The sequence below is a fragment of the Sulfuriflexus sp. genome (assembly GCF_032250955.1).
Lineage (GTDB): Bacteria > Pseudomonadota > Gammaproteobacteria > AKS1 > AKS1 > Sulfuriflexus.
In genome coordinates this window covers 38,860-52,834 of the sequence record NZ_JAVVES010000013.1, presented here as the reverse complement: position 1 = coordinate 52,834, position 13,975 = coordinate 38,860, and the positions used below count along the sequence as shown (strand labels likewise).

At 56.1% G+C, this 13,975-nt stretch carries 15 protein-coding genes; 3 read left to right on the top strand and 12 right to left on the bottom strand.

The window, feature by feature from the left end; all coding sequences use genetic code 11:
- Positions 1-285 (bottom strand): DUF4372 domain-containing protein (locus RQ738_RS03835; RefSeq protein ID WP_314162131.1); only part of this gene is annotated, 285 nt, incomplete at its 3' end.
- A 446-nt stretch (positions 286-731) separates the two neighbouring features.
- Positions 732-1,604, bottom strand: a complete 873-nt coding sequence (locus tag RQ738_RS03830; RefSeq protein ID WP_314162130.1) for a phosphate/phosphite/phosphonate ABC transporter substrate-binding protein — start codon at positions 1,602-1,604, stop codon at positions 732-734.
- A gap of 222 nt (positions 1,605-1,826) precedes the next feature.
- Between RQ738_RS03830 and RQ738_RS03825 the strand changes: the two genes are divergently transcribed.
- The 3 genes from RQ738_RS03825 (at position 1,827) to RQ738_RS03815 (ending at position 6,496) form a co-directional block, all read left to right on the top strand.
- A complete protein-coding gene (locus tag RQ738_RS03825) occupies positions 1,827-2,909 on the top strand; it encodes an efflux RND transporter periplasmic adaptor subunit (RefSeq protein ID WP_314162129.1) in 1,083 nt (360 codons plus the stop codon).
- Between the two features lie 3 nt (positions 2,910-2,912).
- Positions 2,913-6,092, top strand: coding sequence for an efflux RND transporter permease subunit (locus RQ738_RS03820; RefSeq protein WP_314162128.1), 3,180 nt, complete (start codon positions 2,913-2,915; stop codon positions 6,090-6,092).
- 62 nt (positions 6,093-6,154) lie between these two features.
- Entirely contained in the window at positions 6,155-6,496 is a 342-nt protein-coding gene (locus RQ738_RS03815) for a pentapeptide repeat-containing protein (RefSeq protein WP_314162127.1), read from the top strand.
- Here RQ738_RS03815 and RQ738_RS03810 read toward each other — a convergent pair.
- The 10 genes from RQ738_RS03810 to hisB form a co-directional block, all read right to left on the bottom strand.
- Positions 6,484-8,337, bottom strand: a complete 1,854-nt coding sequence (locus RQ738_RS03810; RefSeq protein ID WP_314162126.1) for a thioredoxin domain-containing protein — start codon at positions 8,335-8,337, stop codon at positions 6,484-6,486. The two genes, RQ738_RS03815 and RQ738_RS03810, sit on opposite strands and share 13 nt — an antisense overlap.
- Positions 8,338-8,407: 70 nt before the next feature.
- On the bottom strand, positions 8,408-9,421 hold the full coding sequence (gene tatC / locus RQ738_RS03805; RefSeq protein WP_314162124.1) for a twin-arginine translocase subunit TatC: 1,014 nt from the start codon (positions 9,419-9,421) through the stop codon (positions 8,408-8,410).
- Positions 9,405-9,761 carry a Sec-independent protein translocase protein TatB gene (gene tatB / locus RQ738_RS03800; RefSeq protein ID WP_314162123.1) on the bottom strand — a complete coding sequence of 119 codons (357 nt, stop codon included), beginning with the start codon at positions 9,759-9,761 and terminating at the stop codon, positions 9,405-9,407. The genes tatC and tatB overlap by 17 nt, the downstream gene beginning before the upstream one ends.
- 61 nt (positions 9,762-9,822) lie before the next feature.
- Entirely contained in the window at positions 9,823-10,089 is a 267-nt protein-coding gene (gene tatA / locus RQ738_RS03795) for a twin-arginine translocase TatA/TatE family subunit (protein WP_314162122.1), read from the bottom strand.
- Positions 10,090-10,122: 33 nt separating this feature from the next.
- Positions 10,123-10,440, bottom strand: a complete 318-nt coding sequence (locus tag RQ738_RS03790; protein ID WP_314162121.1) for a phosphoribosyl-ATP diphosphatase — start codon at positions 10,438-10,440, stop codon at positions 10,123-10,125.
- 2 nt (positions 10,441-10,442) lie between these two features.
- A complete protein-coding gene (gene hisI / locus RQ738_RS03785; protein WP_314162120.1) occupies positions 10,443-10,829 on the bottom strand; it encodes a phosphoribosyl-AMP cyclohydrolase in 387 nt (128 codons plus the stop codon).
- Positions 10,830-10,993: 164 nt separating this feature from the next.
- Positions 10,994-11,767 (bottom strand): imidazole glycerol phosphate synthase subunit HisF, encoded by a 774-nt coding sequence (hisF, locus tag RQ738_RS03780; protein WP_314162119.1) that lies wholly within the window; start codon positions 11,765-11,767, stop codon positions 10,994-10,996.
- Between the two features lie 109 nt (positions 11,768-11,876).
- Positions 11,877-12,620 (bottom strand): 1-(5-phosphoribosyl)-5-[(5-phosphoribosylamino)methylideneamino]imidazole-4-carboxamide isomerase, encoded by a 744-nt coding sequence (gene hisA / locus RQ738_RS03775; RefSeq protein WP_314162117.1) that lies wholly within the window; start codon positions 12,618-12,620, stop codon positions 11,877-11,879.
- Positions 12,621-12,633: 13 nt separating this feature from the next.
- Positions 12,634-13,281, bottom strand: coding sequence for an imidazole glycerol phosphate synthase subunit HisH (gene hisH, locus RQ738_RS03770; RefSeq protein ID WP_314162115.1), 648 nt, complete (start codon positions 13,279-13,281; stop codon positions 12,634-12,636).
- Between the two features lie 21 nt (positions 13,282-13,302).
- Complete coding sequence (hisB, locus tag RQ738_RS03765; protein WP_314162113.1) at positions 13,303-13,896, bottom strand: imidazoleglycerol-phosphate dehydratase HisB; 594 nt, start codon at positions 13,894-13,896, stop codon at positions 13,303-13,305.
- Positions 13,897-13,975: the final 79 nt, after the last annotated feature.

Here is a 13,975-nt window from a genome sequence, read left to right as displayed (position 1 = left end):
GTAGAGCGCATAAGGCTTACTGTCATTAATGCGAGATAAATTAGAACGAGACAGCTTTGCACTGCCCAGATGATAAAGGCGATGGGCCTGCGCTGAGATATTTTCAACAATGTCACGCAAGCTGTTTCGCCCCGCCAACTGTGCCATCGACATGGTCACGAACTGCGACCAGCGCGAGGCGGTGCGGAAAGAACGGCCTGTATGATGCTGTTTTGCCAGGGTCTCGAATTCATGTCTAGGGATAAATTTGAGCAATTGTGAAAATACGGTGCTATGATGTGCCAAGGCTTAAATCTCCTTCTATTATAGTGTTTGTTCGCACGTTCATTATAACAGATCATTGAGATTTAAGCCTTTTTTCGTTCGGTTAACGGGACAGCAGTGACTTTCCTTACATATTCAAAACGGGAATTCCTGTCCATCGCTCAGGAATGAGGTTCGTCCTGTTACCAGTCAGGGGAGGCCCGGGGTGTCGCTGGTAAGCTGGCTGTACCACGACCAAACAGATTCAAGGGGTTTTTATTAAAGAAACCGGGCATGGCAAAAATGGGCATCCTGGCCTGGTTAACGAGCCTCATTAAAAACCTTAGTCTAAGTATAGTATATTTTTGCCGATCCGGGAAAGTGGTGCCGCATGACGTTACCAATGCCGCCGTGAGGTATATGTAGGTATATCAGTATGTTGCCGGTTAATAATATTGTCGAGGGTGTTATTCATCTGGTTCGACAGGCTATTCATGAAAGCCCCATACCGATAACAACAGCCGGGACAGGTCATGGTATTCACTTTCCCGCGCCGCGACGAAGTTCTTGCTGCGGAAGCGATTCAACACCGGCAGGGCGCCCGGTTTGCCTTCACTCTCAAGCAGTGCCTTTGTTATCTTCTCGCGGGTTTCTGCATCGATACGCATTGAAATCGAAAACGTCCGCGGCGGCAGGGGCTGCTGACGGGTCGAGTAGAGCAGGCGGTAACCCCTGGTCTCGCCTTTCTTTTCAAACTTCTTCCAGAACTTGATGGGCAGGATCGCAGCCATGCCCTTGCCCTCTTTCAGGCATTGCATGGCCGCCTTGAAACTGTTCTGCGCGACAATAACCGGCTGACGGACCGGGTTAGGGAAGGCATCCAGGACCATTAGCGTCGCCAGGTTCGGGGAGTTCACGGCGCAGATCTTCTTGCCGATGAGTTGATCGATTTGTTTGATCGCCCCGCCATCCTTCACTGCCGCCATGAAAACCAGCTCGCCGGGCAGGCGCGCCATGGGGACATGGTTGGTGTGCTGCATGCGCCAGCTGACAAAATGCGGGCCGTCAAAGATGATATCAAACTCGTCCTTGCGCATTTTACTGGTGTATTCGAGGAAATTACGCACCGGCACAAGCTTGACCTGCTTACCGCTGGCCGCGGACAGGTATTCGGCTATTGGACCATAAAGTTTATGGGTATCGGCTACCGACTGGGTCGGTGCCGTCGTCATCGTGATAACGCCGTCTTCGGCGGCCAGTGCCATTACCGGGATCATCAGGCATGCCCCCAGAAAAAACCCGGCGCGGGCTACACCCTTACGACAGCGGTTTCTGCTGGCGCAGTAAAAGGTTTTTAACATGCTCTCTCCCCATAAATGATGATGGCTTTTTATTGTCACAGCTTCACTATTATTTTGAGTATGGCAAAAACTCCCCTCTTTGTGAAACCTTTACCGCACTGTCAAGTCATAAACATGTGAAGCATGAACAGGCCATCAAACCCTTTCCCCGTTGTTTAGAAAGGGCCTACAATAAGCATTTAATTTATCAGGCATTCCCTGTTGCAACTGCGAGCCCCAGGCATGACAAGAACAACGACGCTTCCCCCCTTTTTATGGTTATTAGTCGCCATCGGCCTGGTCCTGTTAAGTGCCTGTGCCGATGAGACCACTGCAAAGAAGACCGGCACGCGACCGGCCCAACTGGTTGAGTTGGCCCCCGCCCGTGCAGAAACGGTTCGGCATAGTTCGCGGCGCACCGGCACGTTACATGCCCGCACCGAAGTCAAACTCTTTAACCAGGAAGAAGGGGTTTTGACCGAGCTGCCCTTCCATGAAGGTGCCCGGGTAAAAAAAGATGATGTAGTGGTACGCATTGATGACAAGTTACTCCGCGCCGAACTCGATAAGGCCCATGCCACCCGCCGCCAGGCTGAAGAGGATTTGGCCCGCCTGAAACAACTTCGTTCGAAACGACTGGTCGCCGAGGATGCACTCGCCCGGGCGCATACCGCCCTTGATGTGGCGAAGGCTGAAGAAAGCCTGTTACAAACACGCTTTAGCTACACCCGTATGCACGCCCCCATTGATGGTGTGATCAGTCAACGCTTTGCCGAGCCCGGCCTCGTCGCCCAGCGCCATACCCATCTGCTGACCCTTATTGATACCTCGACACTGATCACCGAGGTCGCTGTGTCCGAATTGTTGCTCCCCGGCCTGCGCAACGGTGATGATGTCGAGGTGACGATTGACGCCCTGCCAAACCAGCGTTTCTGGGGCAAGATCCTTCGTATTCATCCCAGCCTGAATGCTGCCACGCGCACCGGGATTGTCGAGATCGTACTGGACCCGGCACCCGCCGGAGCCCTGCCCGGACAGTTCTGCCGGGTCACGTTACAAGGCCCGCCACAGACACGCCTGCTGGTTCCATTTTCTGCACTCCGACGTGATGCCGAAGGCGAGTTTGTATTTGTGGTTGATAACAAGGACAAGACCGTTCGTACGGCGGTGCGGAGTGGCTTGCGCATCGAAGACAAGGTCGAGATTCTTGAAGGTCTCGAAGAGGGTCAGCGGCTGGTCGTGAAGGGCTTTCTCGGTCTGAAGCCTGGCAGCCCGGTTCGCACGGCGGCAGACTCGCCGGTCGGGCAAAAATCAACCAGGGAATAGTCCATGCCATCCCGTAACCATAACATGCGCTTTCGCAGCGGTGGCCTGGCCAGTTGGTCAATCCGTCATCCGATTGGCATTATCATGATCACCCTTGCCGTGGTTGTGCTTGGCGGCTTCGTGCTGGATCGCCTCTCGATTAACCTGCTACCGCACATCATCTATCCGGAAGTGCGGGTGCGTATTATCGATCCCGGCGTGCCTGCCACGGTCATGGAAGATCGGATTACCCGGCAGCTGGAAGAACAACTGGCGATTACCGAAGATGCCATCAGCGTCCAGTCGCGGACCTCGGAAGGTCGCAGCTCGGTAGATCTATCCTTTGAGTATGGCAAGGACATTGACATTGCCCTGCGCGATGCCAGTACCCGCCTGGACCGCGCGAAGCGCTTCTTGCCCACCTCTATCGACCCGCCGGTTATCTACAAGCGTGACCCTGCCCAGATCCCGGTCATGGAATATGTGGTCAGTTCGACAAGCATGGACGCCGTGCAACTGCGTGACTGGGTGGATAACACCTATTCAAAATGGTTTCTCAACCTGCCTGGTGTGGCCGCGGTCGAGGTCGGTGGCGGCCTGGTACGCGAGATCCTTATATTGCCCGACCAGGAACGCCTCAGCGGGCTCGGCCTGTCTATCAGTGATGTTGTCAGGGCCTTGCAGCGCGGTAATGTTGAAGCGCCGGGTGGTCGTTTGATCATGCTTGAACAGGAGATTATCAGTCGCACCTCGGGACGTTTTGAAAACGTCTCTGATATTGCAGAGCTCCCCATCGCGCTTGCCAATGGCGAGACCATCCACCTGAGCAATATCGCCAGGGTCATTGACGGACACGAGGAACAGCGCCTGCAGGTACGTTATAACGATATCCCCGGCGTCAAGGTATCGATCCAGAAGCAACCGAATGCGAATACGGTAAATGTCGCCGATGCGGTCAAACAACAGGTCGAGTGGCTCAAACAGCAGGCCATATTGCCCCAGGGTACCCGGGTGCAGATTGTTGATGACCAGTCGATCTATGTCCGCAATTCACTGAACAATGCCGCGACCGCCGCAATCAGTGGCGCCATCCTTGCCATGATTATCGTCTACCTGTTCCTCGGCAACCTGCGTCATACCCTGATCATCGGCAGTGCGATTCCCATCGCCATCATGGTGACCTTCATCCTTATGGGGCTCGGCGGCCTGAGCCTGAACATCATGACTCTCGGGGGCCTCGCACTCGGCATCGGCATGCTCGTCGATAATACAATCGTCATGCTCGAAAACATTTCCCGTCACCAGCAGGAACGGGACATTGTAGAGACGGAAACCACCGCCGGTCTCGATGCGGATTCCGCTGCCGCGGTAACCGCGGCAGGCGAGATAAACAGCGCCATCGTCGCCTCTACCTCCACCAATCTTGCCGCCGTGCTGCCGTTCCTGTTTATCGGCGGCCTTATTGGCCTGTTGTTCCAGGAACTCATCTTTACCATTTCGGCAGCCATCGTGGCCTCCCTCGCCGTGGCCCTGACCCTCGTGCCGGCGCTGGCCGCCCACTCTGCAAGTAACCGCACCAGTGGGGTTCGTGCAAAAATTGATGCCTTTGTCGAATTGTTGCGCCAGCGTTATGTCGCCGGTCTCGAGGCGGTTCTCACCAATCATGGCCTGCGGCTTGCTGTTATCGGCGTCTTGCTGACAGCACTACTGATCAGCATCCTTACGGTGTTTGCGACAAACAAGAATATCTTCCTGCCCGCCTTTGATGACGGCAAGTTGCGTGTCAGCATCAGTGCCGATCCCGGTATCTCGCTGACTGAAATGGATGCCAGCGTGATCAAGATTGAAAAACTCCTGCGCGCCCAGCCAGAGGTCAGGGGCGTGTTCTCGATTGTGGGCGGCAGGATCTTCGGGCGCTCGGAATATGAGGCGAGCAACCAGAGCACCCTGACCGTACAGCTTGTGCCGACGACTCAGCGCGTGCTTTCCAGCGACGCCTGGAAGGACAAGATGCAAAAGCTGATTCGCCAGCAAAACTTCGCCGGTATCCGCGTGCGGATGCGTACCTATGGTATTCGCGGCTTCCGCACCAGCCGTGGTGATGATGATCTGAGCCTGCGTATCCAGGGCCCGCAACTGGCAACGCTCGATGAAATAGGTGACGAGATTATGCTACGCCTGCGTGACACCAGCGGTTTGCGTAACCTGAAGCATTCCTCGGAGGAAGTCCGCCAGGAACTGGCTATCGAGGTTGACCGTGAACGTGCCGCCAGCCTCGGCCTGGATATCGAAGATGTCACCCATGCCCTGCGCTATGCCCTGAACGGCGAGGTCGTCACAGACTTTATCGACGGCGACAAGAGCTATGATGTGCGCCTGCGCCTGCCGCGTAGCCGCATTGAATCACCGCAGGACATCGAGTCGATCCTGCTGTTCAGTTCGCGCCAGCCGGGGGCTTCCGTCTACCTCGCCGATGTCGCCAACGTCAACATCATTGCCAGCCCCGCGCAGGTATTGCGCGACAAGCAACAACGCTATGTTGAAATCAGTGCCTCGCTAAGCACCGACATACGTACGGCGGGTGAAATCCATGCCGAGATCGAGACACGCCTTGCCGACCTGGCGCTGCCGGATGGCTACACCTTCTATGACGGTGGTGCCAGCCAGGCCTTACAGGAAGGCAAGCAGCTTTCCGGTATGCTCCTGCTCCTCGCCCTGTTCCTGGTACTCGTGGTCATGGCGATCCAGTACGAGTCACTGCAAAACCCGCTGATCATTCTTGTCAGCGTCCCCTTCGCGACCATTGGTGTCGCCATAGGCCTGTTCGTTACCGGCTTGCCGGTTTCCATGCCGGTCGCCCTCGGCCTTATCATGCTGGCCGGCATCGTCGTCAACAATGCAATCGTGCTGGTCGAGTATATCGAGCTGCAGCGCGCCGCCGGACAGGCCTTGCTAACCGCGACCCTGACGGCGGCACGTTTACGCCTGCGGCCGATTCTCATGACGACCCTCACGACCGTGGTCGGTATGTTACCGCTGGCACTCAAACTCGGCGAAGGTGCCGAGATGCTACAGCCACTGGCAGTTACCATCGTCTCAGGACTGAGCTTTTCCTTGCTGGTCAGCCTGTTCCTTATCCCGGTTATCTATACCGAGGTTCACCGCCTGCTTGATAACCGGCGAGCCGCCAGGCTCAAGCCCTAGCTTGCCATCACTGTGCAAACCACCTAATGTGTATCAGGAATATTTAAATCAGGAGCCCCGCCATGAGCGAACCGGAAATGAAAGAAGACCACCTTTACCACTTGTTGCGTGAGGGCAAAATCGATGACTTTAATCATGCCTGTGCCAAGGGCGAGAGCCCTGATTTGATCAATGCCGACATGCGCGGGCTTGGCCTGCAGGGTCTGCATGCCGATGGGCTGGACTTCCAGGGTGGTTACTTTCGTCAGGCCGATTTACGCGGTATCGATTTCAGCAAGGCGAACCTGAACGGTGCCAGTATCCATGCAGCGAAAATATCCGGCTGCCTGTTCCCGGCCGAGCTCAGCGCCGACGAGATCACCCTTTCTCTGATACACGGTACGCGGATGCGCTACGGCTGTTGAAGCATGAAAACCACCCGGGCCTGGCTGGCAAACCAGTAAGGGTCCTCAAGTAATAATGCCTGCCCGGCACTGATGGCGTGCATGGTCTGTGCACGTAATCCACTATCTTCTCTTTCCTGTAACCAGCCAAGCGTTGCCCGCAACAACTCTGCCGAGGGTGAGGGCATCGGGCCATCGGCCAGCACCACCTGGCTGGTGGCAGTGGCCAGCAGGCTGGTTTCGGTCAAGCGCCAGCCCTGGGCTGTGAAAAATCTTTTCCATGCCGTCCTGATAATCCGCCCGACCTCGTCATAATCTTTCGCCTGCTTGCTTAACCCGACCCATGCCAGCAGGCCTTGCGCCACGTAGGCGTAATCCTCGAGCGTCGCCTCACCGAGAGCCTTGCCATTTGTATCCCGGGCACGCAGCAGGCGCCCGTCCTGCCACAACTGGCTGAGTAAAAATGTCCTGATACGATCCGCCATATCTCTATAGCGTTTGTCATCAAAAACTGCGGCGCCCTCGGCAAAGGCTGACAGGGCCAGTCCATTCCATGCTGCCAGCTGTTTGTCATCCACTGGCAGGCTGCGTTGCTTGCGCGCGGCCAGCATTTTCTGTTTTGCCGAAGTCAGTCGTTGTCTCAGTTCGGCGAGCGGAATCGATAGCTCGGCGGCCACCTCCTCGCTATCCCGGTAGGCCAGCGGCAGATAACCATCCTCCGTGGTCATGCTACCTTCTATTTTCCAGGCCTTGCTCACCGCCAGCCATTCGGCTGCAGTCAGTAATGCCTGCAGTTCCTCCGCCTGCCAGAGGTAGTAACCACCTTCGATACCATTGCTGTCAATTGCCGACAGGCTCGCATACAGGCCACCCTGCCTGCCCGCCAATTCGCTTTGCATGAAGTCGAGTGTCTGCCGTGCTGTCGCGAGATAGGCCGGCTCATCAAGCAACGTGCCGGCGCGCAAGTACAGACTCGCCAGCAAGGCGTTGTCATAGAGCATCTTTTCAAAATGCGGCACATGCCACTGGGGATCGACCGTATAGCGGAAAAAGCCGCCACCGACAATGTCATGCAGACCCAGACTGGCCATATTATCGAGCGTCAGGCGCAGGAATTCGGCAGTCTGGGCATCCGCGTCACTGGCGTAACTCTCCAGCAAGGCGGCCAGTTGCGGAACGGAAGGAAACTTGCTCTGGTTGCCAAAACCGCCGGCCATGTGATCAGCCTTTGCAAAGCTGACTTTTTTCAGTTGCGCGCGAACCTGTCCGGCGAGATCCGTTTTTAGCGGGATCCCTGCCGGCAGGGCGGCAGTCACAAATTCCGCGCTGGCCGCTTTGGCATCGGCAGTTAACTGCACATGATCCTGTTGCCAGAGTGTCTGCAACTCGTCCACCAGTGAACCGAAATCCTCCGGTGGCAGGTAGACGATACCAAGCAGGGGGTATCCATCGGGGGTGATAAAGACATTCAACGGCCAGCCGGAATAGCCGCGGGTGCTTTCAACAAACTCAATCAGGCGTGTGTCCAGAGCCGGGTTCAGCTCACGGTCAACCTTGACCGGGATGAAGTTGCTGTTCAGCTTTGCCGCGATTGCGGGGTTCTGGTAACTCTCGCGCTGCATGACGTGGCACCAGTGACAGGCAAAATAGCCTACCGAGACAAACAGGAGTTTATTTTGCCGGCGTGCCATGGCCACGCTCTGCTCATTCCATTCCTGCCAATATACCGGGTCGCCAGCATGCATGGCCAGGTAGGGTGAGGCATGGTTGGCGAGGGTGTTTTTCAGCCCGGCATGGGCATCGGTATGCAGGAGCACTGCCATCAACAGCAGGGCAATGCCCGGTAGCAGGCGTGGCTTCATGTTGAGACTCCCGTCATATACATATAAGACAGCGGGAAGGCATGATTTACTCCCGGGCACGGGTGCCGATTTATTCTTTCTTGTCGCCGCTCCCGGGCGTGTCTTCTTCGTCTTTCTCGTCTTTCTCGTCTTTCTCGGCCTCCTCTCTTTCGATACGGTCGAGTTCGGCCTCCATTTCCTCGTAAGTCAATTCCCTGTATGGATCTTCCTCTTCTTCCATATCAGCCTCAGCTGAAGCGGCCTGTTCCTGCTTTTTATCTGCCGCCGCATGCCCTGCCGCTGATGCCGCCGCGGCAGGCATAGTGCTGTCTTCTGATGCTGTTTCGCTGTCGCTATCCTCGTCACCTCTGCCGCGCTGCGGGGTAAAACGCCGCGCAAAAAATACCCCGACCTCGAACAACAGCCACATAGGCATCGCCAGGAGAACCTGTGAAACGATATCCGGTGGCGTCATGAGCATGCCGATGACAAAGGCGCCAACGATAACGTAGGCTCGCTTCTCGACCAGCTTGTCCGGGGTGGTCATGCCGGTCCAGCACATGAGAATTGTCGCAATCGGTACCTCAAAGGCGATGCCGAAGGCAATAAACAGCTTCAGCACAAAATCCAGGTACTTCGAGATGTCGGTCATTACCGCAACGCCCTCGGGGGCAACTCCGATAAAGAAACCAAACACAAGCGGGAACACCACATAGTAGGCAAAGGCGATGCCCGCATAGAACAACAGCGTACTCGAGGCCATCAGGGGGATGACGAGTTTCTGCTCATGCTCGTAAAGCCCCGGGGCGATAAATGCCCAGGTCTGGTACAGCAGGTAGGGGACGGCGATAAAAATAGACGCAATCAAGGCCAGCTTGAATGGCGTCAGAAACGGTGAGGCCACTTCCGTGGCGATCATCTGCGTGCCTTGCGGCATGTGCCTCAGGAGTGGCTCGGCAAGCAGGGTATAGAGTTCATTGGCGAAATACAGCAGCGGCAGCAGTAGCACCACCACCACCAGGACGCTGCGCAACAGCCGGTCTCGCAACTCGATGAGGTGCGAGAGGAAGGCGGGTTCTGTCGGGGTATTATCCTGCTCGCTCATCGTCGGCTGGTTGCTTTACTTCTTTCTTTGTTTTTTCTTTATCATCATCGACGATAGCCCGCAGCAAATAATCCTGCTCTTTGACGTCATTGGTCGCCGATCTGGTTTCTTCAATGATCTCATGCACGCCGGTAGAGTCAGCATGTTGCTTTATGATGCGCTTGAGTTCCTCAGCCTTCAGTTCCTGATCGATATCCGACTTTACTGAACTGACAAAGCCGCGCATCTTGCCTATCCATAGCCCGGCGGAACGCGCGACGTGGGGCAGGCGTTCGGGACCAATCACGAACAAGGCGACGATCGCTATGAGGATAAGTTCAAAAAAGCCGATATCAAACATGACTTCACCGGGCAGTACAAAGCCGAAGGCTTCCGCTCAACACTGCTAACCGGGGCTGGCCTCAGCCCTTATCCTTTTCTTTTTCTTTTTCTTTTTCTTTTTCTTCTTCGACAACTTCAGCATCGATTGCATCGCTGTCCTGCCGGGACAGCTTCGAGCTTTCGTCATCTCCCTTGTCGTCTTCGCCTTCCTTCATCGATTTGCGAAAGCTACGCAGGGCCCCGCCCAGGTCGCCGCCAACATTACGTAATTTCTTGGTGCCGAACAGCAAAATAACGATCACCAGAATAAGGATGAGTGAACCCGGTCCAATTCCACCAAAACCCATTGTCTTGTCTCCTAGCTAAAAAATAGCTCGCGCCTATTTGTTGCGCGAGGCCTTCTCTTCATGTCCTGAGACACCAAAGCGACGTTGCAGTTCTGCAAGCACATCCTTCGGACCCAGTCCTTCATTGGCCAACATGACCATCGTATGAAACCACAAGTCAGCGGTTTCATACACAATTTGTGATTTGTCACCCGACTTGGCGGCAATCACGGTCTCGGTCGCTTCTTCACCGACCTTTTTCAAAATCGTATCCAGTCCCCTGGCATACAGACTCGCCACGTAAGACGAATCGGCATCGGCCTGCTTGCGCGCCTCGAGCGTCCTGGCAATCTGTTCGAGTATATCGCTCATGCTTATTTATAAATCTCTTCAGGGTCTTTCAATACCGGCTCAACCTCGACCCAGTTATCATTTTCAAAACGCTTGTAAAAGCAGCTATGCCGACCGGTGTGGCAGGCGATACTGCCTCGTTGTTCGACCGTTAACAGGATCACGTCGTTGTCACAGTCGAGACGGATGTCATGCACCTTCTGCACATGTCCGGACTCTTCGCCCTTGTGCCACAGTCTGCCCCGCGAGCGTGACCAGTACACGGCCTCGTGCTTTTCCGCAGTCAACTGCAGCGACTCGCGGTTCATCCACGCGAACATGAGCACCTTGCCCGAACCGGCCTCCTGGGCAATTACCGGCACCAGGCCATCATCGGTCCACTTGATCTCGTCGAGCCACCGCCCTGACATACTCATCTCCACGGAAAAGGTTACCTAGTGTAGCAAATAATCCCCGCCCGTATCCCGGGTTACGCCATTTCTGTTAGCAGAATTACGGAGGCTGGCAAAGGGTGGGGAGGGGTAACCCGACCTTGCGGGCCCATTTTCAATACTGCCGCAGCAGCCCCGCTCGCCTACAGGCGGACCTCGATACCTCGATCGGCCATGTAGCGTTTGGCCTCCTGCACAGTATGGTCGCCGAAGTGGAAGATACTCGCCGCCAGCACGGCATCGGCCTTGCCCTTGATAATACCTTCGGCGAGGTGCTCCAGGGTGCCCACGCCGCCAGAGGCGATCACCGGCACAGCCACGGCCTCGCTGATGGTCCGGGTCAGGTCGACATCAAACCCGTCGCGGGTGCCATCGCGGTCCATGCTCGTCAGCAGGATTTCGCCTGCCCCGTATTCAACCATGCGGCGGGCCCATTCGATGGCATCCAGACCGGTACCCTTGCGTCCACCATGGGTAAAGATCTCCCAGCGTGCAGGTTCGCCCTCGGCACTGACCCGCTTGGCATCGATCGAGATCACGATGCACTGCGAGCCAAACCTCTCGGCCGCCTCGCGTACGAATTCGGGGCGATCCACCGCCGCGGTATTGATGCCCACCTTGTCGGCACCGGCATTGAGCATGCGGCGAATATCCTCGACATTGCGGATGCCGCCACCCACGGTCAGCGGAATAAAGACCTGGCCTGCCACCTGTTCAACGACATGCACGATCGTGTCGCGGCCTTCCGAGCTGGCGGTAATATCCAGAAAGGTGAGCTCATCCGCGCCCTGCTCATCATAACGCCTGGCGATTTCAACCGGGTCGCCGGCATCGCGAATATCGACAAACTGCACGCCTTTGACGACGCGGCCGTTATCGACATCGAGACAGGGGATTATTCTTTTTGCTAAACCCATTATGAACTCTCTTAACGCAAAGGCGCAAAGGCGCAAAGGCCGCAGAGGAAATCGAAAATTTGTTTCATGAAACTTTTATACACTTTGCGTTCTCTGCGTTGGGCTTTCTCTACTCTTTGCCGCACAACTCGTCGGCCAGTGCCTGGCCTTCGGCGAAGTCGAGTGTGCCTTCATAAATGGCACGGCCGGTAATCGCCCCGCCGATGCCCTCGTCGGCAAGCTCGGCGAGCTTACGCACGTCATCGAGATTGGTAATGCCGCCAGAGGCAATCACGGGAATCGTAATGGCACGGGCCAGTTCCACGGTGGACTCGAGGTTAACCCCGGTCAGCATGCCGTCACGACCAATATCAGTAAAGATAATGGCTTCAACACCGTCTTTTTCAAAGTGCTGGGCCAGATCGATCACGTCATGGTTCGACAGTTTGGACCAGCCGTCTATCGCAACCTTGCCGTTTTTCGCATCGAGACCCACCATGATGTGTCCGGGAAACTCCAGGCACATGTCGGAGACAAAGTGTGGTGCACTGACCGCCTTGGTACCGATAATGCAGTATTGCACGCCGGCATTCAGGTAGGTCTGGACGGTGTCTTCGTCGCGGATCCCGCCACCCACCTGGATGGGCAGATTCGGGTAGGCTTCCGCGATGTCGTGAATTACGCCGGCATTCACCGGCTCGCCGGCAAAGGCACCATCGAGGTCCACGATATGCAGGCGGCGTGCACCGGCTTCAACCCAGCGGCCGGCCATTGCCACCGGGTCATCGGAGAACACTGTGGAGTCTTCCATCTTGCCTTGCCGCAGGCGCACACACTTGCCTTCTTTAAGGTCAATTGCCGGTATTAACAACATGCTTTTTTCCTCTTCAGAGATTGCCATCCCACTGCACAAAATTTTCCAACAGGGTCAGCCCGGAGTGTTGGCTCTTTTCCGGGTGAAACTGGGCTGCAAACACATTCTCACGGGCAACGACTGATGTAAACGGGCCACCATAATTCGTTGACCCGGCGATATAATCAGGGCCTTGTGGTTCCACGTAATAGCTGTGTACAAAATAGAAGCGACTGCCATCGGCGACGTTCTTCCACAGCGGATGCTGCATGCTCTGGAAGACTTCGTTCCAGCCCATGTGCGGGATCTTCAGACGCTCGCCCTTCTCGTCTTTCAGGTCATTGCTGAAACGGCGCACGGTGCCGGGAAATACGCCGAGACAATCGACACCGTCGTTTTCTTCACTGCGTTCCATGAGGGCATGCATGCCCAGGCAAACACCGAGCAGGGGCTTGCTACGCGCGCACTCGCGCACCACGGCATCGAGCTCGAGCCGTTGCAGTTCAGACATGCAATCGCGGATAGCACCGACCCCGGGGAAAATCACGCGGTCAGCGGCAAGAATGGCGTCGGCATCGGCGCTGACAATAACGCGCGTGGCCTTGCCGGCAACATGCTCGACGGCCTTGGCCACCGAATGCAGATTGCCCATACCATAATCTATAACTGCCAGAGTACTCATGATTCAGAGAGTCGTTAAGGTTTACAGGCTGCCCTTGGTCGAGGGCAGAATACCCGCCATCCGTTCATCATGCTCGGCGGCCATGCGCAGGGCGCGGCCGAAGGCCTTGAAGATCGTCTCGGCGATGTGATGGGCGTTTTTGCCCCGGATATTGTCGATGTGCAGCGTGGCCCTGGCGTGGTTAACAAAGCCCTGGAAAAACTCCACAAACAGGTCGACATCAAACTCGCCGATCGAGGCACGCGGGAAATCGACACCGTACTCGAGTCCCGGGCGACCGGAGAAATCGATGACGACGCGGGACAGTGCTTCATCCAGCGGCACATAGGCATGGCCATAGCGGCGAATGCCGGCCTTGTCACCGAGTGCCTCGGCCACGGCCTGACCGAGCGTGATACCGATGTCTTCCACCGTGTGGTGGGCATCAATGTGCAGGTCACCCGCCGCCTTGATATCAAGGTCGATCATGCCATGCCGGGCCACCTGGTCGAGCATATGATCGAGGAACGGCACGCCGGTCGCAAAACTGGCTTCGCCGCGCCCGTCCAGATTCAGGCCGATCGAGATTTGGGTCTCGTTGGTATTACGGGCCACAGTGGCCTTACGTTCCGACATGGATGTTTTCCAGTAAATCACAGTCACTTCGGGGCGCATAGGATACCTGCCCTTGCGCCCGGATCAAATTTTATTACAT

Coding starts and splice junctions, on each gene's coding strand:
- RQ738_RS03815 (WP_314162127.1), top strand. CDS start 6,155: ATGAGCGAACCGGAAATGAAAGAAGACCACCTTTACCACTTGTTGCGT.
- hisI (WP_314162120.1), bottom strand. CDS start 10,829: ATGTCAGGGCGGTGGCTCGACGAGATCAAGTGGACCGATGATGGCCTG.
- RQ738_RS03790 (WP_314162121.1), bottom strand. CDS start 10,440: ATGAGCGATATACTCGAACAGATTGCCAGGACGCTCGAGGCGCGCAAG.
- hisH (WP_314162115.1), bottom strand. CDS start 13,281: ATGAGTACTCTGGCAGTTATAGATTATGGTATGGGCAATCTGCATTCG.
- hisB (WP_314162113.1), bottom strand. CDS start 13,896: ATGTCGGAACGTAAGGCCACTGTGGCCCGTAATACCAACGAGACCCAA.
- hisF (WP_314162119.1), bottom strand. CDS start 11,767: ATGGGTTTAGCAAAAAGAATAATCCCCTGTCTCGATGTCGATAACGGC.
- tatB (WP_314162123.1), bottom strand. CDS start 9,761: ATGTTTGATATCGGCTTTTTTGAACTTATCCTCATAGCGATCGTCGCC.
- RQ738_RS03820 (WP_314162128.1), top strand. CDS start 2,913: ATGCCATCCCGTAACCATAACATGCGCTTTCGCAGCGGTGGCCTGGCC.
- RQ738_RS03810 (WP_314162126.1), bottom strand. CDS start 8,337: ATGAAGCCACGCCTGCTACCGGGCATTGCCCTGCTGTTGATGGCAGTG.
- hisA (WP_314162117.1), bottom strand. CDS start 12,620: ATGTTGTTAATACCGGCAATTGACCTTAAAGAAGGCAAGTGTGTGCGC.
- tatC (WP_314162124.1), bottom strand. CDS start 9,421: ATGAGCGAGCAGGATAATACCCCGACAGAACCCGCCTTCCTCTCGCAC.
- RQ738_RS03825 (WP_314162129.1), top strand. CDS start 1,827: ATGACAAGAACAACGACGCTTCCCCCCTTTTTATGGTTATTAGTCGCC.
- RQ738_RS03830 (WP_314162130.1), bottom strand. CDS start 1,604: ATGTTAAAAACCTTTTACTGCGCCAGCAGAAACCGCTGTCGTAAGGGT.
- tatA (WP_314162122.1), bottom strand. CDS start 10,089: ATGGGTTTTGGTGGAATTGGACCGGGTTCACTCATCCTTATTCTGGTG.